General features: G+C 46.8%; 23 protein-coding genes. 4 read left to right on the plus strand and 19 right to left on the minus strand.

All coding sequences use genetic code 11. The features are described 5' to 3' along the window. Positions 1-277: 277 nt before the first annotated feature. The 7 genes from AC6RGY_RS06590 to AC6RGY_RS06620 form a co-directional block, all read right to left on the minus strand. Positions 278-2,341 carry an SBBP repeat-containing protein gene (locus AC6RGY_RS06590; RefSeq protein ID WP_499860875.1) on the minus strand — a complete coding sequence of 688 codons (2,064 nt, stop codon included), beginning with the start codon at positions 2,339-2,341 and terminating at the stop codon, positions 278-280. A 267-nt stretch (positions 2,342-2,608) separates the two neighbouring features. Next, the gene (locus tag AC6RGY_RS06595) at positions 2,609-2,911 is read right to left on the minus strand and encodes a hypothetical protein (RefSeq protein ID WP_499860878.1); all 303 of its coding nucleotides are present in this window, start codon (positions 2,909-2,911) and stop codon (positions 2,609-2,611) included. A 144-nt stretch (positions 2,912-3,055) separates the two neighbouring features. After that, entirely contained in the window at positions 3,056-5,101 is a 2,046-nt protein-coding gene (locus AC6RGY_RS06600; RefSeq protein ID WP_499860882.1) for an SBBP repeat-containing protein, read from the minus strand. A gap of 680 nt (positions 5,102-5,781) precedes the next feature. Next, positions 5,782-7,812: a DUF7948 domain-containing protein gene (locus AC6RGY_RS06605; protein ID WP_499860884.1), complete on the minus strand. Its 2,031-nt coding sequence runs from the start codon at positions 7,810-7,812 to the stop codon at positions 5,782-5,784. A gap of 81 nt (positions 7,813-7,893) precedes the next feature. Beyond that, the gene (locus AC6RGY_RS06610; RefSeq protein ID WP_499860886.1) at positions 7,894-8,265 is read right to left on the minus strand and encodes a hypothetical protein; all 372 of its coding nucleotides are present in this window, start codon (positions 8,263-8,265) and stop codon (positions 7,894-7,896) included. 35 nt (positions 8,266-8,300) lie between these two features. After that, entirely contained in the window at positions 8,301-8,504 is a 204-nt protein-coding gene (locus tag AC6RGY_RS06615; RefSeq protein WP_499860888.1) for a hypothetical protein, read from the minus strand. Positions 8,505-8,549: 45 nt separating this feature from the next. Then, positions 8,550-8,750: a hypothetical protein gene (locus tag AC6RGY_RS06620; RefSeq protein WP_499860890.1), complete on the minus strand. Its 201-nt coding sequence runs from the start codon at positions 8,748-8,750 to the stop codon at positions 8,550-8,552. 212 nt (positions 8,751-8,962) lie between these two features. On the opposite strand from AC6RGY_RS06620, the gene AC6RGY_RS06625 reads away from it, so the two are divergent. The 3 genes from AC6RGY_RS06625 (at position 8,963) to AC6RGY_RS06635 (ending at position 11,468) form a co-directional block, all read left to right on the plus strand. After that, positions 8,963-9,460 carry an RrF2 family transcriptional regulator gene (locus AC6RGY_RS06625; protein WP_499860892.1) on the plus strand — a complete coding sequence of 166 codons (498 nt, stop codon included), beginning with the start codon at positions 8,963-8,965 and terminating at the stop codon, positions 9,458-9,460. Then, entirely contained in the window at positions 9,457-10,521 is a 1,065-nt protein-coding gene (locus tag AC6RGY_RS06630) for an alkene reductase (RefSeq protein ID WP_499860894.1), read from the plus strand. Before AC6RGY_RS06625 ends, AC6RGY_RS06630 begins: the two co-directional genes overlap by 4 nt. A 383-nt stretch (positions 10,522-10,904) precedes the next feature. Further along, the gene (locus tag AC6RGY_RS06635) at positions 10,905-11,468 is read left to right on the plus strand and encodes a hypothetical protein (RefSeq protein ID WP_499860897.1); all 564 of its coding nucleotides are present in this window, start codon (positions 10,905-10,907) and stop codon (positions 11,466-11,468) included. Between the two features lie 210 nt (positions 11,469-11,678). Here the strand turns inward: AC6RGY_RS06635 and AC6RGY_RS06640 are convergent, their stop codons facing one another. The 10 genes from AC6RGY_RS06640 to AC6RGY_RS06685 form a co-directional block, all read right to left on the minus strand. Then, a complete protein-coding gene (locus tag AC6RGY_RS06640; RefSeq protein ID WP_499860899.1) occupies positions 11,679-12,074 on the minus strand; it encodes a YraN family protein in 396 nt (131 codons plus the stop codon). A gap of 111 nt (positions 12,075-12,185) precedes the next feature. Further along, complete coding sequence (rnhB, locus tag AC6RGY_RS06645) at positions 12,186-12,983, minus strand: ribonuclease HII (RefSeq protein ID WP_499860901.1); 798 nt, start codon at positions 12,981-12,983, stop codon at positions 12,186-12,188. After that, positions 12,983-13,867: a ribosome biogenesis GTPase YlqF gene (gene ylqF / locus AC6RGY_RS06650; protein WP_499860903.1), complete on the minus strand. Its 885-nt coding sequence runs from the start codon at positions 13,865-13,867 to the stop codon at positions 12,983-12,985. Before ylqF ends, rnhB begins: the two co-directional genes overlap by 1 nt. Positions 13,868-13,879: 12 nt before the next feature. Then, entirely contained in the window at positions 13,880-14,437 is a 558-nt protein-coding gene (gene lepB, locus AC6RGY_RS06655) for a signal peptidase I (RefSeq protein ID WP_499860905.1), read from the minus strand. Positions 14,438-14,498: 61 nt separating this feature from the next. Beyond that, complete coding sequence (rplS, locus tag AC6RGY_RS06660) at positions 14,499-14,849, minus strand: 50S ribosomal protein L19 (RefSeq protein ID WP_499860907.1); 351 nt, start codon at positions 14,847-14,849, stop codon at positions 14,499-14,501. 90 nt (positions 14,850-14,939) lie between these two features. Further along, a complete protein-coding gene (gene trmD, locus AC6RGY_RS06665) occupies positions 14,940-15,689 on the minus strand; it encodes a tRNA (guanosine(37)-N1)-methyltransferase TrmD (protein ID WP_499860909.1) in 750 nt (249 codons plus the stop codon). 11 nt (positions 15,690-15,700) lie between these two features. Next, positions 15,701-16,225: a ribosome maturation factor RimM gene (rimM, locus tag AC6RGY_RS06670; RefSeq protein WP_499860911.1), complete on the minus strand. Its 525-nt coding sequence runs from the start codon at positions 16,223-16,225 to the stop codon at positions 15,701-15,703. Between the two features lie 96 nt (positions 16,226-16,321). Beyond that, positions 16,322-16,591 (minus strand): 30S ribosomal protein S16, encoded by a 270-nt coding sequence (rpsP, locus tag AC6RGY_RS06675; protein WP_499860913.1) that lies wholly within the window; start codon positions 16,589-16,591, stop codon positions 16,322-16,324. Between the two features lie 49 nt (positions 16,592-16,640). Then, positions 16,641-17,999: a signal recognition particle protein gene (gene ffh / locus AC6RGY_RS06680; RefSeq protein ID WP_499860915.1), complete on the minus strand. Its 1,359-nt coding sequence runs from the start codon at positions 17,997-17,999 to the stop codon at positions 16,641-16,643. Positions 18,000-18,052: 53 nt separating this feature from the next. Next, complete coding sequence (locus tag AC6RGY_RS06685) at positions 18,053-18,385, minus strand: putative DNA-binding protein (protein ID WP_499860917.1); 333 nt, start codon at positions 18,383-18,385, stop codon at positions 18,053-18,055. A gap of 328 nt (positions 18,386-18,713) precedes the next feature. On the opposite strand from AC6RGY_RS06685, the gene AC6RGY_RS06690 reads away from it, so the two are divergent. Continuing rightward, the gene (locus AC6RGY_RS06690) at positions 18,714-20,711 is read left to right on the plus strand and encodes an SBBP repeat-containing protein (RefSeq protein ID WP_499860918.1); all 1,998 of its coding nucleotides are present in this window, start codon (positions 18,714-18,716) and stop codon (positions 20,709-20,711) included. Positions 20,712-20,893: 182 nt separating this feature from the next. On the opposite strand, the gene ftsY is transcribed toward AC6RGY_RS06690, so the two are convergent. Both ftsY and smc read right to left on the minus strand, forming a co-directional pair. Beyond that, the gene (ftsY, locus tag AC6RGY_RS06695; protein WP_499860921.1) at positions 20,894-21,880 is read right to left on the minus strand and encodes a signal recognition particle-docking protein FtsY; all 987 of its coding nucleotides are present in this window, start codon (positions 21,878-21,880) and stop codon (positions 20,894-20,896) included. Positions 21,881-21,882: 2 nt separating this feature from the next. Then, positions 21,883-25,485 (minus strand): chromosome segregation protein SMC, encoded by a 3,603-nt coding sequence (gene smc, locus AC6RGY_RS06700; RefSeq protein ID WP_499860924.1) that lies wholly within the window; start codon positions 25,483-25,485, stop codon positions 21,883-21,885. Between the last annotated feature and the right edge of the window lie 95 nt (positions 25,486-25,580).

Below are 25,580 nucleotides of genomic sequence, written 5' to 3' on the forward strand. Positions count from 1 at the left end.
AACTCTTTCTCGCTATCGTTTAACACGTCTACGAATAGGTTCACAAACTCACCCGTTGCGATTGCATTTTTGTTTCGCTTCATCTTCTCTGGTGTTGCGTTGCGCCTATCGATTTTCCCCGATGCATTTCGACCCTTTGCCATGGGGCTCTTTTACATGGGTGACCGATTCTTGTTTGTGCAGTACACTTTCCTTGCATGGGGTTTGTTTTCACCTGTTCATCCCTTCGCCCTTCTCACCATGCTTGCTTTTATCTAAAGCATATAATACTCCAGACCTATAAACCCGACTCACCACCACCTGTACCACGCGGTCCTCTTGGCCCTCTTGGTCCGCGTGGTCCTCTCGGACCTTGTGGTCCTGTTGCTCCCGTCGCCCCTATTGGTCCTGATGGTCCGGTTGGACCTATGGAGGTGGGTGTCCCTACTTTGATGACGAAGGCATCACTATCTCCTCCTCCAAATTGACTTTGGAAAGCGCTGAACGTGACAGGAAAATCAGTGGAAAAAGTAATTCCAGTAAAGTAAGCATTATCTTGAGCATCAACTGCTACATCATTCCCAATATCCAATGCCCTTCCTCCTAAGTAGGATGAAAAGGAGATCCCTTTACCAGAAAAGCTCATCTGCGTGACAAACGCATCCTCTCCATCCAAACGATCTTGGAAAGCATCCGAGGTAAGAGGGAAATTCATAGAGTTTGTATCCCCAGTGATCCAAGCTCCTCCAAAAGAATCTACTGCTATCCCACTCCCGTTGTCATTTCCATCTCCACCTAAGTAAGTAGAATAGACCAGCGCACTTCCCACTGGATTCAGCTTGGTCACAAACACACTTGGCGATCCAGGCAAGGTCACTTGAAAAGCATTTCTCGTCACCGGGAAATTAGTCGATTCCGTGCTTCCTGTCACATACGCATTCCCTGTTCCATCCAAATCAATTGCTGAGCCCTGATCATTATCCCTTCCTCCTAAATAAGTGGAATACACCAAAGCGGACCCTAAGGCATTCAGTTTGGTAACAAACGTGTCCTGATTACCTCCAGCATTATTTGTTTGAAAAGCTCCAGAAGTGGTTGGGAAATCAGTGGAACTTGTTATTCCTACCACATAAGCTTCATTGGCATTGTTGACAACGATCCCTCTTCCATCATCGGCACCGCTTCCGCCTAGGAAGGTGGAATACACCAACATAGACCCAGTAAAGTTTAATTTCGATACAAACACAACCTGACTACCTGCAAAAATCGTCTGAAAAGCTCCCGCGGTAGTCGGGAAAGTAGATCCTCCTGCGAGACCTGTAGCATAAGCATTATTCGTTCCATCAACGGCAATACCGGAACCAATAGATGCTGAACTTCCAGATAGATACGTGGAATATACTAAAGACGTACCGGTTTCATTAATCTTCGTAACGAATGCACTGGGACTGAGAGGAGGCCCTAATATCGCTGTCTGAAACGCTCCTGAGGTTACGGGAAAGTTAGTTGAAAACGTCTGCCCTGTCACATAAGCATTGTTCGACCCGTCCACTGCGATGCTAAAACCATTCTCGCCTGCGCTTCCGCCAATGAAGGTGGAGTAGAGAAGGGAACTGCCCATTTCATTCAACTTGCTTACAAATATGTCTGCTGACCCCCCCTTTATTGTCTGAAAAGCCCCTGACGTAACGGGGAAATCAGTCGATCTCGTTACTCCTGTTACATACGCATTGCGCGCAGAGTCCACCGCAATGCCGAATCCCGAGTCCGAACCTGAGCCTCCCAAATAAGTAGAATAAAAGACAACGGGATCAATAACAAGGGGCTTCGTCAGGTCAGCCCTTTCCATGTTCAAGGTGAAGCGGATCGTCCCATCGCTAGCTAGCTGAAATTGTGTATCCACCATTCTCTTTCCCTGCTCTGTCCATTGAAAACTGACTGGTTTCTCTTCGCGAACAATGCCTTGCTGAGTATACACCAGCAAGTCCCCTTGCTCGTTCAATCTCACTGCGTCTCCACCATCGTACCGCAAACGAACATCCTCCACACATGCCCCAGGTTGAACCACCATGTCATATTTCAACCGCTCCCCATCGCTTGAGAACACCACATCAATCCCCTGCCAGACCCCTTCATAAATTACACATTCGTAATCCAAGCCGTTGTAGTTAAGTCCCTTGGGTATTACTCCCTCCTGCGCATCGATAAAACGCAACCATACTAACTCATCAAACCCCTCCGGCGTAAATTGCACTCCTTCGGGTAGCAACGTGTACTGTATCCCCTGTCCCTTCGCTACATAAGTATCCTCTGTCCTTCCACTTCTGAACAGAAGAGATTTTCTAGCGACAACGTTCTTCATGACGCATCATCACTCCAATCGATTTATCTTACTTTAATGTATGAATTGACTCCCTTGTCTCAGACGTTGCTCCCCTTGTATATGCGTTTCCTCTCTTCACCTAAGGTTTGATCACACAAATAAAAGAGGCGGTCAACGATGAAGGAGGAGTCCATCATTTGACCACCTGAAATCAAGATTGAGGTTATGCAATTATTATGGGAAAGGTAAGTGTTGAATGAAGCCACTTCCAGCATCCCATTGCCTTTCAATCCTGGTCAACAGATGTCACAGCTTTGGCGACGACACCAGGCACGCTTTCCCAGATATAGGTCTCATCATAAAATAACCAAAAAACGCTTCAGCCCCAATAATCCTAAACTCTTTCACATCGTAAACATCCAATATGTGATTTAACTTCTTGAGATCATCCGCCTTGGGTGCGTTACTGTAAAGCTCTTTCTCGCTATCATTTAGCACGTCTAAGAATAGGTTCACAAACTCACCGCGATTACGTTTTTGTTTTGCCTCCTCTTCTCTGGTGTTGCGCTGTGCCTCGATTTCCCCCGATGCATTCCGACCCTTTGCCATGGGGCTCTTTTACATGGGTGACCGCTTCTCGTTTGCACACTACACTTTCCTTGCATGGGGTTTGTTTTCACCTGTTCATCCCTTCGCCCTTCTCACCATACTTACATTTATCTAAAGCATATCAGTAACAAAGAATGTTCAGACCTATAAGCCCGACTCGCCACCACCTGTACCCCGCGGTCCTCTTGGTCCCCTTGGTCCACGTCTTCCTCTCGGTCCTCTCGCACCTTGTGGTCCGGTGGCACCCGTTGCACCGATAGACGTAAGTACCCCTACTTTCGTAACAAAAGCATCTTCATCTCCTCCATACTGACTCTGAAAAGCACCGAAGGTGACCGGAAAATTATTCGAAGTCGTTCTACCACTAAAATATGCGCTTTCCTCATTATCGATAGCCACACTCAATCCGCTTTCCATCCCCCTTCCACCTAAATACGTGGAAAAGGAAATTCCTTTGCCAGAGAAGCTCATCTGTGTGATAAACGCGTCCGTCGGTCCTTCCAATCCATCTTGGAAAGCATCCGAAGTAAGAGGGAAATCCGTTGTACCCGTACTTCCTGTCACCCATGCTACGCCAAAAGAATCTACTCCGATACCAAATCCTATCGTATTTGCAATAAGCGGTAATGTTCCACCTAAGTAAGTGGAATAAATCAGGGTACTCCCTCGTGGGTTCAATTTGGTAACAAATGCACTTCCAGTTCCAGGGAAATCCACTTGAAAAGCATTGCTCGTTACCGGAAAATTAGTAGAATTCGTACTTCCTGTCACATAGGCATTCCTCGCCCCATCTAAATCAATCGCATTACCACTATCAGAACCCAATCCACCTAAGTAGGTGGAATACACCAGAGAGGACCCTGTAATGTTCAATTTGGTAATAAATACATTATTAAGTGTAGACGCAATCGTCTGAAAAGAACCTGAGGTGACAGGAAAATTGGTAGAATTCGTATTTCCTGTTACATAGGCTTGATTCAGACTATCAACCACAATACCTACACCTGTATCCTCCTCGCTCCCTCCTAAGAAGGTGGAATACACTAGCGCTGATCCTGTAGGATTAAGTTTGGTTACAAATGCATCACTCGTCCCCCCACCAAAATTGGTCTGAAAAGCACCCGAGGTGATTGGAAAAGTAGATCCTGCGTTGCCAGTAACATAAGCGTGATTCAATCCATCAACAGCAACATCCATACCCGAATGAATCCCTCCTCCATTTAGGTAAGTGGAATACACCAGCGAAGTGCCCGTTCCATTCAACTTGGTAACAAAAACAGCAGCCATACCTGTTAACGCTGTTTGAAAAGCACCAGAGGTGATTGGGAAATTGGTAGATTGCGTCTGCCCCGTCACATAAGCTTGATTGGAATCATCCACTGCAATCCCTAAACCTATATCCGTTAAGCTCCCACCAAGATAGGTGGAATAGAGAAGGGTACTGCCGGTCTCATTAAACTTACTTACAAACGCATCTAAAACAGCTGCAAATGTAGTTTGAAAAGCTCCTGTCGTGACGGGGAAATTGGTGGATGAAGTGTTCCCGGTTACATAGGCATTCCTTGCAGAGTCAACAGCAATCGCATTAGCCGTATCACCGCTTGATCCTCCCAAGTAAGTAGAATAGAAGACCACGGGATCGATCACGAGCTCCTTTGTAGGATCAACCATCTCCTTATTCAGGGTGAACCTTATCGTTCCATCGGCATCCAGTTGAAAATGCGTGGGCACCCTCTTTTTTTCGTGCGCAGTCCTTTGAAAGCTCACGGGTTTTCCTTCACACAGAACACCTTGTGCTGTATACACCAGCAAGTCTCCTTGCTCATTCAGCATCACTTCTTCTCCGCCAAGATATTGCAAACAAACCTCCTCGATACACGCTCCTGGTTGAAGCAGGACATCATACTTCAATTGCTCACCATCGCTAGAGAACACCACATCTATCCCCTGCCACACACCTTCGTAGATGACACGTTTGTATCCCTGTCCCTTTTGCTCTAATCCTTTAGGAAACACCCGGTCGCATGCACCCACAAACCGAAACACCAGCTCATCCAACCCATCCAGTGTAAATTGCACACCTCCCGGTCGCAACGTATACTGTATCCCCTGTCCCTCCGCTACAAAAAAGCATTTCGTGCTTCCACTTCTGAACAGAAGTGGTTGTATTCCATGATCAATGTTATTCATGCCACACCACTCCAATCGAATTTACTCTACTGTATGCGTCGACTCTCTTGTCTCAGACTGGATCGGATACAGTAGGGGGTGGTAATTAAGAGGAGAGTGGGACGGATTATGAGCGAACAAGATCTTGTAACGTAGGTCCTTTGCTCCATTTTGACCGTGTAAAACCACATGCATCTTCTCTTTCTTGTATCTCGTACTCTGTATAACCCTCTCCGCTCGCTGTCGTCTTTCTTCTCTCTCCTTTTTTCTAATCTACTTTCTTACTACCTGTTTCCCTCTTCCTTTCTTCCTTTACATATATCTCTCTTCTATGTACGCTGAATTACCTGATCATCACTATGGGTTTCAGTCGCCCAATCATCCTTAGCATTTTTACAAAGCAAACACCCAACGCATGATCTACCTGCCTGATCCGCCTTGGGTGCGCTTGTAAAGCTCTTCCTCGCTATCTATTAACTCATCTAAAAATATCCTCTTAAACTCGCCTGTTGGAATTGTATTTTGCGGCTCTCCACCTTTACAGGTAATGCACCTCTCGACCTCCCATGCATTTGGCATCGGCCTTCTGCCATAGCGTTCTTATCACATGAGGAACCACTCCTTGTTATCACGCCACACTTTCCATGCATGGGGGACACTACTTGCTTGTAATCAAACCATCTCTCTAACCATTCTCTATCCTATAAACCCGACTCGCCTCCTCCTGCTCCACGCGGACCTCTTGCTCCTCTCGGTCCACGGGGACCTTGTGGTCCGGTCGCGCCTGTCGCACCAGGTAAGGTTAGCTGACCCAGCTTCAGCACATAAGCATCAGCGTTTCCCCCAAATTGTTTTTGGAAGGCTTGAAAGGTGACGGGAAAATCACTTGAAAAAGTCTCCCCTGTCAAATAGGCATTTCCTGTTGTATCAAGAGCGACACCAAATCCCCTCTCGTCATTACTTCCACCTAAAAAAGAAGAAAAAGAAGTCCCTTGTCCTGAATAACTTATTTGTGTGATAAAGGCATCAGAAGGTCCGTTCAATCTACTTTGAAAGGCATCTGAGGTGACCGGGAAATTACTCGACGATGTCTCTCCGATTACCCAAGCCGATCCGAAGGCATCTACTGCGATTCTAAAACTAGCATCAACAGCATTCCCTCCTAAATAAGTGGAGTACACCAACGTACCCCCTCCTGCATCAACCTTGGTAACAAAGGCATCAATTTCACCGCCCCCAAATACCGTCTGAAAGGCATTAGGCGTGATAGGAAAGTTTGTGGACCGAGTAAATCCTGTCACATAGGCATTGGTTGCACCATCTAAAGCAATACCTACACCGTTATCATCTCTACTTCCACCTAAAAAAGACGAATAGATTAAGTCACTGCCTGCTGCATTGATCTTCGTTACAAAGGCATCATTAAATCCTCCATACACCGTTTGAAAGACCCCATTCGTTATCGGGAAATTCGTTGAATTTGTCTGTCCGGTTACATAGGCATTCGTTAATTCATCTAACGTGATACCAATACCAAGATCATTTCGATCTCCACCTAAAAAGGTCGAATAAATTAAGGTGCTTCCCGTTGGGCTTAATTGCGTGATAAAGGCTTCCACACTTCCTCTGAAGATTGTTTGGAAGGCACCGATCGTTGTCGGGAAATTCGTTGAGACTGTGCCCCCAGTTACATAAGCATTTCCGTTTCCATTAATCGCAATACCCAAACCAGAGTCGACACTTCTTCCCCCTAGGTAAGTGGAATACAGGAGAGAAGAGCCCGTCGAGTTAAGACGCGTTACAAAGGCATCGGTTCCTCCACCGAATAATGTTTGAAAGGCACCGGATGTAACAGGGAAATCAGTAGATGTTGTGCTTCCTGTAATAAAAGCCTCGTTCCCCGAATTGACAGCAATCCCACCCACAACAATACTAGAAAATTCGGAGCTACTTCCTCCCAGAAAGGTCGAATAAATCAACGAAGTTCCAGTGGCATTTAGCCGCGTAACAAAAGCATCAAAGTCTCCTGTCAATGTCGTTTGAAATGCTCCCGATGTGACTGGGAAATCCGCAGAATTCGTAATCCCTTTAATATACGCCTCACCGCTAGCGTTAACCGCCACTCCCCTTGCTCTATCGAATCCATTTCCCCCAAGGTAAGTAGAGTAAAAAACGACAGGATCGATCCAGAGGGGCAAGGTGGCATTATAAGAAGCTAGAGAAAATCCAATCGAGGAATCGTCAAAGAGGCGGAATGCAGTTGAAATTGGTCGTTTCTCTCCATGAATCCACTGGAAGCTGATCGGTTTTTCTTCACGGAGGACCCCGCATGAAGTTTGAATCAAGAGGTCACCATGCTCGTCTATCCTAACGTCATCTCCACCTTCGTATCTTAAGCGAATATCATCGACCTCAGCACCTGAATCAACCATCACGTCATACTTCAGCTGTTCGTTATTTCCCGAAAAAATGATATCGATTCCTTTCCATACTTCTCTGTAAATAACCTTATTTTCAAGTGGATCTAACTCCATATCCACTTGTGAACTAGCATCAATAAACTGCAAAGAAAGATTCGCATTCTCATCCACTGTAGAAAACTGAAAATCGACTCGATCTGGATAAAAGAAAAATTTACATTGTTTTCCCTTCCCTCGATAAGAATATTCCGTCTTTCTTCTGCTAGTATCTCCAGGGACAAAAACCAGCGGGTATAAATCAGTTTGATTCACTTTCGCATTCCTCTCCTAATCATTTCATCTTTTTATAGTTATATATGTTTGTTCAAGGAATTTCGGAACCAAATTCAACTGCTACATAATCGTTCGTAACTGTGTGGAGAGTTTGGCGTAGTCATCTTTCACGCGAACAAGCTCTCGTACATCCCTGATGACGCCTACAAGCCAGACTCGCCTCCACCTGCGCCTCGCAGACCTCTCGGTCCTTGGCTCACGTCTTCCTCTCGGCCCTCTTGGACCTTGTGGTCCTGTCGCTCTGGCCGGACCTGCACCCGTTGGTCCCGTTGCTCCAACAGAAGTGAGTTGTCCTACTTTCGTGACGAAGGCATCAACGGGCCCAGTATTTTGAGACTGAAACGCGGCAAACGTAACAGGGAAGTCGATAGATGTGGTTTGACCCGTGAAATAAGCCACCACGCGGCTGAGTTTAAATAGAAAAAGCCTCATCCCTCTCCAAAGAGACAGAATGAAGCCGATAAATGCTAAGCCTCAGGAATAGCATTCGTTCCAGGCAATTCAACAATAGATGCCACTTCTTCCTCAGGGAAAAACGCTGCTGAAAGCTGTTCTGTTGATAGGTTTTCTACATCGGCTTTTAACATATTTCCTTCCCATACAATGCTATCCCCTCTTGCGATATAAGCATCCCCTGTGGTTAGAGTGATTTCTACTCTTCTTGCATTCATTTTATTCAACTCCCATTACATAGAGTGAGGTGTGATTCCAATACTCTAGCCAGCACTTTCATCTAATTCTGGTAATTCAACAATGGATGCCACTTTTCCCTCAGGGAAAACCGCTGCTAAAAGTTGATCTGTAAGGAGATTTTCTACATCGGCTTTTAACATATTTCCTTCCCATACAATGCTATCCCCTCTTGCGATATAAGCATCCCCTGTGGTTAGAGTGATTTCTACTCTTCTTGCATTCATTTTATTCAACTCCCGATTTTATAGAGTGAGGTGTGATTCCCCTTCCATCTATTCTATGCATCCTCTCCCAAGGGGTTCCAGTTTGATAGAAAATCAATCTGGTCGTCTTTTCCGAAGAATACCTTTTGTTCTCTTGACGAAGCACCTTCAGATATATTATGATCATTGAGGACATTGAATGTCGATAAAGGAACTTAGATAGGACCGATATTATGCGAATGTCATCTGGAATGGAACATGGTGTTTATACTCTTATTTTGCTAGCTAACCTTCCCAAGCGATCCAGTCTGAATGCTGAGTCGATTAGTATGCGACTAGGTGTTTCTTCTTCCTACTTCAAAAAAGAAATTCGAAAACTTGTTTCTGCGGGGCTGGTTCGTTCGTCTACGGGAATTAACGGAGGATTCTCCCTGGCTAAAGCGCCTTCTTCCATTAGAATGCTCGATGTTTTTCACGCCATCGAGGGGGAAAAATCACTTTATCAGGAAGAGGGCATCTGTCATCAACTACTAGAAGATGATCCTTCATCCGCTTCCTGTGTCCTAGGTGATCTAATGAAGAGAGCCGAACATGCCTGGTGTCAGGTTTTAGCTGATGAAACGCTCTCAGATATATTGGTTCTAGTAAAGAAGCATTACACAGAAGAGCAAGTATATCTGTTACAGCAGTGGGTACACGAACATATGAAAAATAAGGAGAGTGCAAAATGACAAAAACCATGGAGCTAAAAAAGCTTTTGGAACCCGTTCAAGTAGGAGCTTGGCAGTTAAGGAACCGCACCGTCATGGCACCGTTAACACGTTGTTTTGCTGATGATTCCACTGGCGTTGTAGGTGATCATCACGTTGAGTATTATCGCAGACGTGCAGCAGATGGAATTGGACTCATTATTACTGAGGGTACCGTCATCAGTCCTCGCGGAAAAGGGAACCCTGGTGTACCCGGTCTATATTCAAAGGAACAGATTGAAGCTTGGAAAAAAGTGACGGATGCTGTACATAAAGAGGGTGGAACGATCATCTCCCAATTATGGCATGTAGGACGTCTTTCGCATCGTGATCTTACCGGTGGATTGCAACCACTATCTCCTTCTCCTCTGCGTGCCGAAGGGAATGTGAGTCGATTAGGAAAACCGTTTGATACACCAGCTGAAATGCATGAAGAGGATATCCAAGAAGTGATTGAGCAATACGCACAAGCGGCGCGAAATGCGTTAGAAGCTGGCTTTGATGGTGTTGAAATTCATGGCGCTAACGGATATCTTATTGATCAGTTTAATACAGACCGCTCCAATACGCGGACAGATAAATATGGTGGGAATTTGAGTGAACGGCTTACCTTTATGAAAGAGGTATTAGAGGCAGTCATCGGGGTAGTCGGAGTAGAACGTACAAGTATTCGTTTCTCTGCTTTAAAAGTGGATCGTCTTGATTATATGTGGGAAGATCCTGAAACGGCTATCCGCACTTTTATGGAAGCCTTCAAAGAAACAGGGGTCAAAGTCATTCATTCATCCACAGGCGATTTCACACAGAAAATTGCCGACAACCAAAGTATGAATGAACTGATTCGTAAATATTGGGATGGCGTCGTTATTGGTGTGGGTACGTTAGATCCTGAGAAAGCCGAACATGCACTACAAGAAGGAACGATCGATTTAGCAGCATTTGGACGTCCATTGATAGCTAATTCCGATTACCTACACCGTATAAAAAATGGTATTGAACCAGAAATGTATGATGCCCAAAAGCATCTGTTCACCTTGGTCTAGTTAGATCATCTGTCATGTAGGCGATAACCTGCTTTTTGTTGCGAATTTACATCAAAGATAACAACCCGATGACTCTATTTCAAGCGACGGCTTCAGCCCCTTCTTGTCCTTCTTCTGTTGTGAGAGTGGCTGATAGAGTCCGCCGAATTACTTACTATGATACTAGGATCGTTCTCTCCTGTAGATGCTTGCTTATTTACCAAGCATACTATAGGAAGATCGGTCCTTTTTCGCCTGTAGTTTCCATGGAATGACACGCCATATTCAATGGACCCTTTCTATTTATCGGAAAGAACTGTACAAACCGCTTCGAAATAGGATACGATAAAGAAAGATGAATGCAATAGGAGATGTCCATACAGATCAAGCAAGGAGGGAACTCGATGTTTTCCTTTATGAAACGACTCTTTCAATCTGCTCCCACCGAAGAGAAATCGGAGGAGAGGGAGCTTTGGTATAATGAAATGCAAGCCCTGAAGAATGAGAATGAAAAATTAAGGCAAAAACTCTTTTCCAAAGACAAAAGGAAGTCAGAACCGCGCAAAATACATATTGAGTTCTTTCTCTATGATCCTCATAATCCAGAGAATGCTTCCTACTCGGAATCAGACCTTCATCGCTATCCGATGATGGGTTTTACTCTTCATGCATTAGATGAAAAAAATCCGCTCCCAGCTCCAGTGAAATGGATGGTCAAAGGATTGGAGGAGACCTTTCAATCCTTGAAAGTCGTCTTTCACAGCGTGGAAGAGCCTAGCTTATATAGCTTCTTTGTAAATATTAAGGTATTCCCACAAGTAGAGGTAAAAAAGAGTATTTATCTTCTCTTTCATCAACTTCGCGCCTGGCAAACAAACGTACCTGAAGATACGATTACCTTCCGCATCCACATCGGAGGCGATAAATTACATCAAGAGTTGTTAGAAAATCATCAAGAGGCTGGTTAAGACTTTAGAGGCAATGAGACTTTGCGGAAGGAGAAATCTCCTATCCGTTAAAGTCTCTTATACCTTTCAACCATCTCCTGGCGTTATCCACAAGTCACCGCTTCACACAACACTTTGTGTAGCCTATCTTGCACTTCTACCCTATTAGAATGAGAAGATTTCCTTCGGCGAAACTCGTAAGATGACTCGCCCCCATCCTCCTCTCTTCCCCTAAAACACTCCTTTCAAATGCTGTAAGTCTGCCTTTTTCTCTAGTCCTTGTGGGAAATAAACAGAGATCACATCAAAGCGCAAAGGAACGTGTAGCAACTGTTGTTGTTGGAGATAGAGTTGTGCCAGACGACGTACTTGCCGTTGTTTACGCTGATCCACCGATTGATAACCAAAACCGAAAATAGCACTACGGGTGCTACGCACCTCGACAAACACCCACTCATTCTGATCGCACGCAATGATATCTAACTCACCTGCTTTGGTACGCCAATTTTCCTCCATGATCTGATAATCGCATTCCTGCAAGTACTTACGCGCTAGCTCTTCGCCACGTCTGCCCACTTCTTTGCGCGAAAAATTTTTATATTCCGATATTTTTTCTCGCTCCTTCACCCTAGATTCTATCTATCCCAAATACTCCATAAGGAATAACTTACGCTGTGCTTCCTAATACCTAGCAGACAGTAGTAGAGTGACTAACTGCTGCCTGCTAAGGTATCCCTCTTATTGGACATCTTTCAAGGAGTCACCTGCCCACTTTGCCACCGGCGCAAAACTCATCCGATGGATCGGAGACGGACCCCATTCGCGAATCGCTGCTAAGTGTTCCGCTGTGCCATAACCCATATGCTTCGCAAACCCATACTGAGGATAACGTGCTCCTGCTTCCTTCATCCAATCATCCCGTGTCGTCTTGGCAAGGATGGAAGCCGCCGCGATCGATAAGCTTTTTTGATCTCCCTTAATCAGTGATCGCTGATTGACCTCTACTTCTGGTAGCTTAACCGCATCAATCAGTAAGAAGTCTGGGGACATAGCCATCTGCATCAAAGCTTGCCTCATCGCTTCATGGGTTGCTTGCAGGATGTTGTGTTGATCGATATAGGCGCTATCCACGATCCCCACTCCCCAACTGAGGGACCGTTCTTCAATTACTTTTCGCAACCGTACTCGTTTTTCTTCGGATAAACGTTTGGAATCGTCCAAGCCCGTCCCGTCAAAATCGGTGGGAAGTACGACTGTTGCTGCTACGACTGGACCGGCCAGCGGACCACGCCCTGCCTCATCAATTCCTGCGATGCTCTGAAAGCCTTGCGCGTGATATGTACGTTCATATTGCCACAGCGCTTCTACTCGCATGGCTTCTTGCTGTATCGCTTCTCTCTTTTTGTCCCACTGGCGAATCAATTGCTGAACGCCCGCTCGCTCATCCTCTACGAGCTCGCGATACTGCGCTTGCGATAACTCCGTTTGCGTAGCAAGCCACATCTTTAGATTGCTTATCGTTCCTTGCCATCCCATCATTCATCCTCCGTCTGCTCGTCCAATCCTTCTTCCCAATCGAGTGGCCACTCCAGTGACACTTCTCCGATTCGTCCTGAGCGGACATCGTTTACCACAATTTCAGCAGCCTTATCATAGTCAATTTCGCCACCTCGACGCATACATCCTCGTCGTCTTCCTATTTCTTCTAACAACGGCAAAACTTCATACCCACTTTGTTCAATCTTATAGCGTTCTTGTAACAGAGAGGGATACCGTCTAGATAGATACTCTAATAAGTATAAGGCGATGTCATCTATCGGCAGAATATCCTCACGAATTGCACCACTTGCGGCTAGTCTAAGACCTACTTTGGGGTCTTCAAATTTAGGCCACAATATCCCGGGAGTGTCGAGTAATTCCATTTCCTGACCTACACGAATCCATTGTTGCGCTTTTGTTACCCCTGGGCGGTCTCCCGTCTTTGTCGCACTTTTCCCTGCTAAGCGATTAATTAAGGAAGACTTGCCGACGTTAGGAATACCGAGGATCATCGCTCGAATGCGGCGTGCTTGAATCCCTTTGCTCTCTTGTTGAGCCGTTTTATCTGCCAACAAACTACGTGCCACCGACTGAATCTTTTGTATCCCTTTACCTGATCGCGTGTCCAGCGCCAACACCTTCGTTTGCTGAGAAGCAAACGCATCGATCCATTCATCTGTCACTTTCGGATCGGCCATATCGCTTTTGGTCAAGATGATGATGCGCGGACGATCACCCGCAATCTCTTCAATAAATGGGTTGCGACTGGACAAAGGAAGACGCGCATCCAGTAGTTCGATTAGCACATCCACTAACTTTACTTTTTCACTGATTTCTCTCCGGGCTTTTGCCATATGGCCCGGATACCATTGAATGGTCATCCACTTCTTCACCTACCACAATAATTGCATATCACTTACTGGCCAGAAAATAACCTCAGCACGACCGACGACTTCCTCTAAATCCACCGCGCCAAATTCACGACTATCTTTACTATTGGAGCGATTATCCCCTGCTACAAACACCATTCCTTCAGGCACCGTATATGGCCCAAAGTTGTTTGTTCGCTTGGTCTCTGATACATAGGGCTCTTCTAGGCGCTCGTCATTGATATAGACTTGATTATTTCTTGCTTCTATGGTTTCCCCAGCCGTAGCAATCACTCGCTTAATAAATTCTTTTCCTTCATCCTCTACGGTCGGTGCATGAAGAACAATAACCTCTCCTCGTTCTGGTTCTTTCATATCATAGACTAACTTGTTTACCATTACTTTGTCATCGGTATATAGGGTATCTTCCATCGACTCCCCCGAGACATTAAATGGCTGAAAAATAAAAAATCGAACAACGACAAAAAGAATGACCGCGATCACAATCGCATAGGTCCATTCGCGTGCCTCTTTGTGATCCCTCTCCTTTTTCCGTTCCATCCGGGAGATCTTCTCGCTCATGAAGCTCCTCCTGACTCTCTTTATAATAGGGAAAAAGGGCTTGCTGGCAAGCCCTTTAAAATTATCGACGATGTGCTTCTTTAATACGCGCCGCTTTCCCGCGTAGTTTACGCAAGTAGTATAGTTTAGCGCGACGTACTTTCCCGCGACGGATCACTTCGATCTTGTCGATGCGAGGAGAGTGGATCGGGAAGGTCCGTTCTACACCAATCCCGTAGGATACTTTACGAACGGTAAAAGTCTCTGAGATATTGCCACCACGACGTTGGATGACAACCCCTTCAAACACCTGAATCCGCTCCCGCTGTCCTTCCACAACTTTCACGTGAACCCGCAGGGTATCCCCGGCACGAAACTGAGGAATATCTTGCTTCAACTGTTCATTTGCAATATCGCGAACCAATGGTTTCATGGTTGATTTCCTCCTTTCTTATCATTCAATACGTACGACCCGTATGATTAATTAGCGCAAAAGATATTTTATCATAGCATCCGCTTGAACTCAATCGCTCCCGTCAGATGCCGCTCGAAGCGTAGCGAGATAAGCACGATCTTCTTCCGTCAGCGGAGCTGACCGGAGTAAATCTGGACGACGTTCCCACGTACGCTTCAGTGATTCCTGTCTACGCCAGGTAGCAATATTCGCATGGTGACCCGAAAGCAAAATATCTGGTACTGAGTGTCCCTCATACTCCGCTGGACGGGTATAGTGAGGGTACTCCAAAAGTCCCGTAGCAAACGAGTCATCCACCGCCGACTGGTGATTGCCTAACACCCCAGGGAGAAGGCGGATCACACTGTCCATTACCACCATCGCAGGCAGTTCCCCTCCGGTCAACACATAGTCACCGATGGAAAGTTCCTCTGTCACTACATGTTGCCGAATGCGTTCATCAAATCCTTCATAGTGACCACATAGAAACATCAGACGCGGATGTTCCGCCAGTTCGGCTGCTTTCTCCTGCGTCAGAGGCTTCCCTTGTGGGCTCATGAGTACAATCGGCGTGCTCTTGGAGGCATCGTCAGCCAATAGGTCGTCGATCGCTCGAAAGATTGGCTCCGGCTTCAGGACCATCCCTCCACCGCCACCGTAAGGCTCATCATCTACGGTATGATGCTTATCGGTGCTATAGACCCGAAAGTTGGTCACTTCAATCTCGACCTGCCCTTTTTCCTGTGCACGCTTGATGATACTCGTATGAAGAAAGCCCGTAAACATCTCAGGAAAAAGGGACAATACATCAATCCGCATGCTTTACACCTCTATTCTCCCAAGCCTTCCATCCACTGAATGTGAATCTGTTGCCTGTCCACGTCCACCTCTTTGACGATATCCGCAATGTAAGGAATATACAATTCACGACCATCGTCACGGCGAACGACCCAAACATCATTCGCACCCAGTGGGAGGATTTCTTTTACGATCCCAATGCCTTCCCCATCCAAGGTAACTACCTGACAGCCAACGATCTCGTGGAAGTAATATTCCTCATCGGTCGATTCGATCCGATCCTCCCCATTGACATACAGGTACGCTCCCTTAAAAGGCTCTGCCTCCTCGATCCGATTCCACTCACGAAACCGAATCAGATACGCATTTTTATGAGGGCGTGCACTTTCAACCGTCAGGGAGGTCATCTCACCCTTGGAATCTTGAACGAGCAATGTTTTCCCTTCAGCAAAACGTACTTCCGGATAGTCCGTACGTATTTGCACGTGCACATCCCCTTTAAGGCCATGGGTTGACCCAACCTGACCTACACGTAAAAGAGATTCCCTTGAGGTCATCGCTGCCTCTCCTCTCCAATTGCCTGAAGGAAAAGGACAACCGCGCAGGTCGTATCCGCGGTCCGTTCAAGAAGAACCATCCCTCTATCCTCGGCCTTACTTTTGCTTCATCTCATGAAATTCTTTCATGATCCCTTCTTGACGGAACAAGTTTTTCACTGTGTCCGACGGTTGGGCACCATTTTGTAGCCATTTGAGCGCTTTTTCTTTATCGATTTTCAAAACCACTGGGTCTTTCAGTGGGTTATAGTAACCGATTTCTTCGATAAAGCGACCATCACGCGGGGAACGGGAGTCCGTTGCTACCAAACGGTAGAAAGGAACTTTCTTTGCACCCATCCGCTTAAGACGAATCTTTACTGCCATGTTTTTCACCTCCCTATACAGGATTGCCTTTACGCAGGATCTACCATACCTATTGCATAAAAGGAAACTTGAAAGCACCGCGGCGCTTTTTCTTCTTGCCGCCTCCCTTTTGCATCCCGCTAAACTGTTTCATCATCTTCTTCATGTCTTCAAATTGCTTTAAGAGCCGGTTAACATCTTGGACGGTGGTCCCACTTCCTTTGGCGATCCGACGACGCCGACTGGCATTGATCACTTCCGGATGGGATTTCTCCTCTCGGGTCATCGAGCGAATAATCGCCTCAACACGAGTCAGATGGCTCTCATCCACCTTCAAGTTTTTCAGGCCTTTCATCTGCCCTGCTCCCGGCATCATACCCAGTATTTCATCCAATGGACCCATGTTTTTTACCTGTTGTAGTTGTTCGATAAAATCATCAAAGGTAAATTGTTGTGTCCGCATTTTGCGTTCCAGCTCTTTGGCACGCTCAGCATCTACATTGGCCTGGGCTTTTTCGATGAGGCTAAGCACATCCCCCATCCCTAAAATACGGGAGGCCATCCGATCCGGATGAAAAGGTTCCAATGCGTCCATCTTTTCACCCAAACCGACAAACTTAATCGGACAATCCGTCACTGCTTTGACAGATAAGGCTGCCCCCCCGCGCGTATCCCCATCCAGTTTGGTGAGGACGACCCCTGTTAAACCGAGATCACGATGGAAGCTCTCTGCTACGTTGACCGCATCTTGACCCGTCATCGCATCGACGACGAGCAAAATTTCATCTGGGTTGACTGCTTCCCGCACGGCTTTCAATTCATCCATCATGTTCTCATCGATATGCAAACGACCGGCGGTATCAATGATACAATAGTCGCTTCCATTCTCTTTGGCTTGGGCCAATCCTTGCTCGGCGATACGCACAGGACTTTCTTTATCTCCCATCGAGAAGACAGGCACTTCCACTTGCTCCCCGATCACCTCAAGCTGACGAATCGCTGCTGGACGGTAGATATCTCCCGCTACCAGCGTGGGGCGCTTGTTTTGTTTCGCCAAGTGTTTGGAGAGTTTTCCCGCGGTAGTCGTTTTCCCCGCACCCTGTAGCCCAACCATCATAATGACGGTGGGAGGCTTGGCAGATTGAGTTAACTTGCTCTGTTGACCACCCATCAACTGAGTGAGTTCCTCATTTACCACTTTAATCACTTGTTGACCCGGTGTAAGGCTCTCCAGCACTTCTTGTCCAATCGAGCGTTCCCGCACTTTGGCAACAAACTCTTTTACCACTTTAAAGTTAACATCCGCTTCCAACAGAGCCAAGCGCACTTCACGCATCGCTGCTTTGACGTCGGCTTCGGTCACTTTTCCTTTACGTTTCAATTTGTTCAGGGCGGCCTGTAGCCGTTCAGACAAGCCGTCTAATGCCATAGCGAAAGCCTCCCAACTCTATCTTCAAGCAACTGGCTTGATTCCCGATGGGGCTAATCGATTTGAAGCAATCGATCCAAGAGTGGAGCAATCTGCTTCCTTTGCTCCGAATCCGGTGCGAGCACGTCGAGAATCTCATCAGCGATCGATTGACGTAACTGATGCTTCTCCAACAGCTTCAGGTGGGACTCTTTCTCTTCCAACACCCCTTGCGCACGCTTAATCGCTTCGAAAACCGCCTGGCGGGATACATCATATTCCGCTGCAATTTCACCTAGTGACCAGTCCTCATGATAATACAGCTCCAGCATGCTGCGTTGCCTCTTCGTTAAGAGAGGAGCGTAAAAATCATACAGCAGATTCACACGTGTCGTTTTCTCCAACATGAGCGTCACCCCTTGGGTTCAGGTGAATCGCAATCACAATTACCGTAACCCATGATACCCAATCACGAAGGGTGTGTCAAGTGTTTTTACTTGATATGCGATTTTCATTAGAAAAGCGGCAAAAGACAAGAGGGACAAAAGAAAAATATTTCTATCAGTGTGATAGAAAGGTGAATGAATTTCACTAGAGATGAACGTAATCTGAGAATCAGAGTAAATGGCCAGGATGAACCCCTTGAAAAAAAGACAGGATTTCGACCAGAAGGAGCCGTTCACGCATGATTAGGAAGTTCATACCTTATACAAAAGGATAGAGGGGATGTGTCAATTGGTACTGTCGATAGGAGAAAACGAGAAAGTTGCGCATTCACTAAATGGAGAGAAGATATCCTTCTGTTTTCTTTGGGATCGGGTACAATTTTTCTTTGCAGACGGGAAGACATTAACTGAATCACCGATTTCATTGCTTTTTATAAAAGCCAATCCCCGTTCAAAAATATCCTATTTTTCTAGTGAAGAGAGAGGAGAAGGAGTCTTTTACTCCAACCTATGGAGGGGAATAGATGCCTACTTCTATGAACAGGAGGGCGGATTAAAATACGAATTTCTTGTACAACCCGCTACTTCACCAAATAAGATTTCACTTCGTTATGGCGGAACACCAGAGGTATCCATAAACAAGATGGGGGATTTGCTCATCCTTGTCCCTGGGGGCTTTCTACTAGAGAAAGCGCCGATTAGCTTTCAACAACGAGAGGGAACGACTATCGAAGAAATTCCCACGCATTATGAAATGAGAGAGAATGGGACATTTGGTTTTTCTTTTAGTGAAGGATATGACCCAAAGTACCCTATTCTTGTCGATCCATTTATTCTTTACTCCACCTATATCGGGGGGAGCAACAGAGATATTGGGCAGGGAATCGCCATTGACTCCAGTAGAAACGCTTATATAACGGGGCAAACCAACTCTAGTAACTTCCCCATTACAAGCGGATCGTTTCAGCAAACAACGGCAGGCGACGACGACCTCTTTGTGACGAAGCTAAATGAAACCGGTACAACATTAATCTACTCAACATTCCTCGGGGGCAGTCAATTGGATGGAGGGCGAGGGATCGCAGTAGACCAAGAAGGCAATGCTTATGTCACCGGATTTACCCGCTCCACTGACTTCCCCGTCACCTCTGGTGTCCTACAAAGCCTCTTTGGAGGGGGGACGGATGCCTTCATCGCAAAATTGAATGGTAGCGGAAGTGATCTTCTTTATTCTACCTTTTTAGGGGGCTCTGACGGAGACGCTGGCTTCGGAATTTCCTTAGATACCCTCAATGAAGCCTATGTGACCGGTGCGACCGGATCAACCAATTTTCCCATTAGTGCAGGAGCTTTTCAAACCATGCTTCGTGGTAGCTTAAATGCCTTTGTTACTAAGATAAATGAGGACGCGACCGCCATCGCCTATTCATCCTTCCTTGGTGGAAATCAGTCTGACCTGGGGCGAGGTATTACCATGGATAAAGTCAATCAAGCGTATGTGGGGGGAGAGACATCATCGACAAACTTCCCTGTTACCTCCGGGGTATTTCAGTCTATGAATCCAGGTAATAGTAATGGTTTCATTAGCAAAATCAATACGACCGGAACATCTTTAATCTATTCCACCTATCTAGGTGGGAGTCTTACAGATGTCATTCTCTGTTTAGCTGTGGATTCCTCAAACGAGGTTTATGTTACAGGAGCCACAACGTCTCCTAATTTCCCGATAACAAACGGTGCTTTTCAGACGAACTTTGCAGGTGAAGCGGATGCCTTCGTGACAAAAGTGAATGACACGGCATCACAAATAGTCTATTCCACTTATATCGGGGGTAGAAAAATAGACGGGGGGATCGGGATTGATGTGGACCCCTTTGGCAATGCTTGGGTGGCTGGTTTTACAGAATCTACGAACTTTCCCACTTCCCCAGATGCCTTCAGTCCTCGATTGTTGGGAGTACAAAGTGCCTTTGTTTCACAGGTGAGCCTGACAGGCGCGAATCTGATATTCTCCTCTTATCTGGGAGGGAATGGCTTAGATGATAGTGGTGGTATGGCAGTAGACAATGTGAGCAATGCCTACGTGACAGGATTTACTGAATCCACCAACTTCCCCACAACCCCAGGAGCCTATCAGCGTCAATTGCGTGGCGAACGCAATGTTTTTGTTACAAAAATCGGCAAGCCGACTGAACGAGGAGCGACCGGCCCAACGGGTCCCCGTGGCCCACGAGGCCCGCGAGGTGCTCGTGGACCTCGTGGTGGCAGTGAAGAATTTGGCGGATAAAGAGATTAAGAGAAGACAAGGCCCTCCACCTTACTTTAACGGGTGGAGGGCCTTGTCGTGTTGGCTTCACCATCACCACTTGCCATTCGTAAAGAGACAGGAAAAGAGTTAAAAAGGAACACTCCTAATTCCAACCCCTGAATATAGCCTTTAAAATTAGCATTAGCCAACTTCCCTATTCGCTACATTTCCTCTTCTTCCTCTATCACCGAACCAAACAAAGCATGCACATACTGCGAAGCAGAGAACGGCTGCAAGTCATCCATTTGCTCACCCAGTCCCATCCACTTCACTGGTACTCCCAGCTCATGTGCAATGGCAATCACAATTCCACCCTTGGCGGTCCCGTCCATCTTCGTAAGAACAATCCCGCTCACGTCGACGGCTTCTCCAAACAGCTTGGCCTGTTGCAGGGCATTTTGTCCGGTCGTCGCATCCAAAGCGAGGAGAACTTCCTGCGGGCCACCGGGGACTTCGCGCTCCACCACACGCCGCACCTTCTTCAGCTCTTGCATCAAGTTAACCTGGCTATGGAGGCGACCGGCTGTATCACAGAGTAGCACATCCGCTTCACGTGCCTGTGCGGCTTGAATGCCATCGAAGACTACCGCCGCGGGGTCCGATCCCGATTGGTGCTTAATCACATCCACTCCGACACGCTCTCCCCAAATATCTAACTGCTCAATCGCACCAGCACGGAAGGTGTCCCCTGCAGCCAACACCACTCTCTTCCCTTCCCCTTTCAGCTTATGAGCTAGCTTTCCGATGGACGTCGTTTTGCCGACACCATTTACCCCGACAAATAAAATAACCGTCAAACCATCCTCATTAAACTGGATAGCCGTCTCCTTTTCCTCTTGCTCCATCATCTCCAAAATCAATTCGGACAATAGTGGTTGTAACTCCTGTGGCTCTTTAATACGGCGACTTTTCACCTCAGCCTGTAATCGCTCCACCAGTTCCATGGTGGTATTTACCCCGACATCACTACTGATCAGAATATCTTCTAATTCCTCGTACAATTCTTCATCAATCCGACTACGCCGGAAGAGGTCATCCATCGCTCCCACCATAGACGAACTGGTTTTACTTAACCCGGTCACAAACTTCTGCGTCACGGATTCCGTTGTCTTCGATACCTTATCCTTTAGCTTTTTAAAGAAACTCACTCTCACTCGCCTCCTACTGTTTTCGTTGCGGCCACTTCCCGCTTCTCATCGTAATCTTCTAGACGAATCGATACCGGTGTGGATACCCCTGACTCCTGCATGGTAATCCCATACAAGACGTCGGCCCCTTCCATCGTGCGCTTGCGGTGTGTAATAATGATAAACTGCGTTTCTTGAGAAAAATCCTTTAAATAACGAGTAAATCGGGTGAGATTGGCTTCATCCAACGCCGCATCCACCTCATCCAGCACACAAAACGGCACTGGCTTAATACACAGAACGGCAAATAGTAGCGCAATCGCGGTCAGTGCCCGTTCGCCACCAGATAAAAGCGCTAGATTTTGCAGCTTCTTCCCCGGTGGTTGTGCCAAGATCTCTATTCCAGTCGTCAGCAGATGCTCTGGATCCGTTAAAACGAGATCGGCTCTCCCTCCGCCAAACATCTTAGCAAACACCTCTCCGAAATGACCGCGAATCGCTTCGAAGTTTTCCAAGAAGCGCTTTGACATCTCCTGCTCCATCCGCGCAATCACTTCATACAGTTTCTGCTTGGCTTCCATGAGGTCATCTCGTTGCGATTCCAAGAAAGAGAGCCGCTCAGAGAGCCGTTGATGCTCTTCGATCGCTCCCAGATTCACATCGCCTAAAGCCTGAATCTTTCCTTTGAGCGAACGTACTTGACGCTCCGCCTGCTCCACTTGTTCCGGTTCAGGATAACGTTCTTTTGCCAATTCAAAGCTTAGCTCATACTCTTCAGCTAGCTTTTCCAAAAGGTGATTCAGCTCCACATCAAGACGTGTGACGCGGATTTCCTCTTTATTTAGTTTTTCTTCCTGCTGACGCAGAGCTCTGTTTTGCTTCCGCACCGTCTCTTCCCGCATCTTCCGTTCATCTTGCATGCGCTTGCGTTCGCGCTTATCGTGTTCCAGTTGCTTACTTACTTGCTCTTTCTGCTCACGCGCGGCAGACGATCCTTCTCCGAGTTGCGCAATCTCTTCACGATCTTGTGCCAATTCCGCTTGCGCTACGTTTCGTTGAGACAGGAGATGTTCGATGCGCTCTGCCACCCGCTTCTTCTCATCCTGTGCTCGCTCCAAATTGGCAATGATGTGCGCCAATTCTTGTTCCACCTGTGCTGCCTTCACTTTCCACTCGGTCCATTCTTGCGTGGTCGCTTCACGATCGGACGCTTGCTTCTCTGCTGATGCTTGCGAGAGGCGAATCCGCTCATCCAATCGGCGACTCTCTTCCTGAAGCTGACGCATCTGTTCTTCGTTTTTCACACGCTCTTGCTCCAATAACTGCAACCGCTTTTCTACCCGTTCATACTCCTCTTCCAAACCATGCAACCGATCCTGCCACGAGCGGCTTTCAATCTCATGTTCTCGTGCACGAACATACTGCTCCTGCTGATTTTTTCGCAGGTGTTCCAGCTTTGCGGTCTGCTCACGATACTGCTCTTCTACATCCGCTTTTTCTTTTTCCTTCTGCGCTAGCTCTTGACGAAGTCGACGGTCTTCCTGTTCACCCTCACGGAGCGCTTGCTCCAACTTCTCCAACTCACGTGTACGACTGAGAAGAGCATTCTTCGTCTGTCCGCGGCTTCCTCCCGACATGGAGCCACCGGGGTTTACAACATCCCCTTCCAGCGTAACAATGCGATAACGATAACGTAGCACGGACGCCAATTCATTGGCCTGTTCCAGTTGGTGCGCCACCACGACATTCCCTAATAAATAGTTGATGACGGGAAGATAAGTAGCATCAGCAGACACCAATTCAGAGGCAATCCCCACTAGTCCTGGGTGATCTTTAATCCGTTCATAATCCGTGGATGGAAAGTGACGGGGCCGTACCACATCGAGCGGAAGGAAGGTAGCCCGACCGGCACGTTGCTTTTTCAACCACTGAATGCTGGCACGTCCTGTTGCTTCGCTATCCACAATCAAGTGTTGCATGGCGCCGCCTAGTGCTGTCTCCACCGCCGCTTCTATTCGTTCAGGAACACGGATGAGCTGAGCAACTGCACCATGAATTCCCAATACTGCCTTTTCTCCACGGTCACGCGCTTTTAAGAGCACCTTTACTCCTTGGAAAAACCCAGCGTGTTCGGCTTCCATCTCTTTAATGAAATCCCGACGGGAGTGTAACTTCTGTTGTTTCTGCTCCTGTTCACGCAGGTATTGTTCCCTCTTTTGAAAGGATTCGCTTTCTGACTTTAACTGTTCTCTACTGATCAGTACTTGCTTTTCTATTTCTGTTTGTAGCTGATCCAATTCCTCTTTTTCCTGATGCAATTCTTTCTCTTTGGTGACAGCGATCTCCGTTCGTTCACGCACCGATTGAAGTTGTTGCTGAACCCCTTCACGAGCGGTAAGCAGTTGCTGACGTTGTTCCGCAAAAAGACGGATTTCACTTTCCAATGCCGCCAGCTGATTGGTCACCGACTGCCACTTTTCTCTTTCTTCCTCCAAGTGAGCAGAAGCATTCTCTCCAGTCAGTTGGAGTCGCTCTTCACACGCTTCCAGACTGACCATAATTTCTTGTTGTTTTTCTTCTTCTGTCTGTTTCTTCTCAGTTAGGCTGGCAACTTCTGTGATCAGACGATCGCGGGATTCTTCCAGTTCCGCTTGCCGCTCGAACGATTCTTGCACCCACTTCTCTTTATGCTGAATCCGCTCGAGGAGCACATCTTTCTGCCCTTCCGCTTTTTCCACCTCTTCACTCACTTCCAAGAGGCCTGTTTGCAAAGTCTCCACCAGTCGTTCTTTTTCATTCAGTTCTAAGACAAAGGTTTCTAAGTCTGCTTCTTGTCCACGTACTTCGGCAGAAAAGCCGGCATAGTCATCTTTTAAGGTATCGATGCCTTGTGCTGCTTGTTTCCACTCTTCATGTAGGCGCCCAATCTTATGTACGTACAAACCAATTTCCACGGTAGTCAGTTGTTCTTTGTATGTTTTGTACTTTCTTGCGCTCTCCGCCTGTTCCACTAGCGGTTCAATTTGATCTTTAATCTCCAGGATCAAATCATAGATTCGCTCAAGGTTTTGCTCTGTTGCTTCCAGCTTCTTCTCTGCTTCTCGCTTACGGGTCTTGTATTTGACGATCCCGGCCGCTTCTTCGAAAATGGCACGCCGATCCTCCGATTTCGTACTGAGGATCTCATCTATGCGCCCTTGTCCAATCATGGAGTAGGCATCTTTCCCAATCCCGGTATCCATGAATAACTCGTTTACGTCACGTAGGCGACACGCCTGGTTATTAAGGTAGTATTGACTGTCTCCACTACGATAGACACGACGTGAAATGCGCACTTCATCGTATTCCAATGGAAGTGCCTGATCGGTGTTATCCAAGGTAAGCGAAACTTCACAGTACCCAATCGGTTTACGTGTATCACTACCGGCAAAGATCACATCCTCCATCTTCACCCCACGTAGTGACTTTGCGCTTTGCTCACCCAACACCCAGCGGATGGCATCCGTTACATTACTCTTGCCACTGCCATTGGGGCCTACAACACCGCTCACCCCATTTGTAAACGCCATTTCCGTACGGTCGGCAAATGATTTAAAGCCGATCATCTCCAAACGCTTTAAATACATCGTCTCACCCTCCCTTCTTTCTCGAAAGTTGAACCCTTCTATTTTAACACAATTGATTAAAGGGAAATATCTATGAGAGATCCACTCATAATCTG

The sequence above is a fragment of the Mechercharimyces mesophilus genome, assembly GCF_059818345.1.

Excerpts from the sequence above, each read along its gene's own strand:
- AC6RGY_RS06590 (WP_499860875.1), bottom strand. The coding sequence starts at position 2,341 with ATGAAGAACGTTGTCGCTAGAAAATCTCTTCTGTTCAGAAGTGGAAGG.
- AC6RGY_RS06595 (WP_499860878.1), bottom strand. The coding sequence starts at position 2,911 with ATGGCAAAGGGTCGGAATGCATCGGGGGAAATCGAGGCACAGCGCAAC.
- AC6RGY_RS06600 (WP_499860882.1), bottom strand. The coding sequence starts at position 5,101 with ATGAATAACATTGATCATGGAATACAACCACTTCTGTTCAGAAGTGGA.
- AC6RGY_RS06610 (WP_499860886.1), bottom strand. The coding sequence starts at position 8,265 with ATGAGGCTTTTTCTATTTAAACTCAGCCGCGTGGTGGCTTATTTCACG.
- AC6RGY_RS06615 (WP_499860888.1), bottom strand. The coding sequence starts at position 8,504 with ATGAATGCAAGAAGAGTAGAAATCACTCTAACCACAGGGGATGCTTAT.
- AC6RGY_RS06620 (WP_499860890.1), bottom strand. The coding sequence starts at position 8,750 with ATGAATGCAAGAAGAGTAGAAATCACTCTAACCACAGGGGATGCTTAT.
- AC6RGY_RS06625 (WP_499860892.1), top strand. The coding sequence starts at position 8,963 with ATGCGAATGTCATCTGGAATGGAACATGGTGTTTATACTCTTATTTTG.
- AC6RGY_RS06630 (WP_499860894.1), top strand. The coding sequence starts at position 9,457 with ATGACAAAAACCATGGAGCTAAAAAAGCTTTTGGAACCCGTTCAAGTA.
- AC6RGY_RS06635 (WP_499860897.1), top strand. The coding sequence starts at position 10,905 with ATGTTTTCCTTTATGAAACGACTCTTTCAATCTGCTCCCACCGAAGAG.
- rnhB (WP_499860901.1), bottom strand. The coding sequence starts at position 12,983 with ATGGGATGGCAAGGAACGATAAGCAATCTAAAGATGTGGCTTGCTACG.
- ylqF (WP_499860903.1), bottom strand. The coding sequence starts at position 13,867 with ATGACCATTCAATGGTATCCGGGCCATATGGCAAAAGCCCGGAGAGAA.
- lepB (WP_499860905.1), bottom strand. The coding sequence starts at position 14,437 with ATGAGCGAGAAGATCTCCCGGATGGAACGGAAAAAGGAGAGGGATCAC.
- rplS (WP_499860907.1), bottom strand. The coding sequence starts at position 14,849 with ATGAAACCATTGGTTCGCGATATTGCAAATGAACAGTTGAAGCAAGAT.
- trmD (WP_499860909.1), bottom strand. The coding sequence starts at position 15,689 with ATGCGGATTGATGTATTGTCCCTTTTTCCTGAGATGTTTACGGGCTTT.
- rimM (WP_499860911.1), bottom strand. The coding sequence starts at position 16,225 with ATGACCTCAAGGGAATCTCTTTTACGTGTAGGTCAGGTTGGGTCAACC.
- rpsP (WP_499860913.1), bottom strand. The coding sequence starts at position 16,591 with ATGGCAGTAAAGATTCGTCTTAAGCGGATGGGTGCAAAGAAAGTTCCT.
- ffh (WP_499860915.1), bottom strand. The coding sequence starts at position 17,999 with ATGGCATTAGACGGCTTGTCTGAACGGCTACAGGCCGCCCTGAACAAA.
- AC6RGY_RS06685 (WP_499860917.1), bottom strand. The coding sequence starts at position 18,385 with ATGTTGGAGAAAACGACACGTGTGAATCTGCTGTATGATTTTTACGCT.
- smc (WP_499860924.1), bottom strand. The coding sequence starts at position 25,485 with ATGTATTTAAAGCGTTTGGAGATGATCGGCTTTAAATCATTTGCCGAC.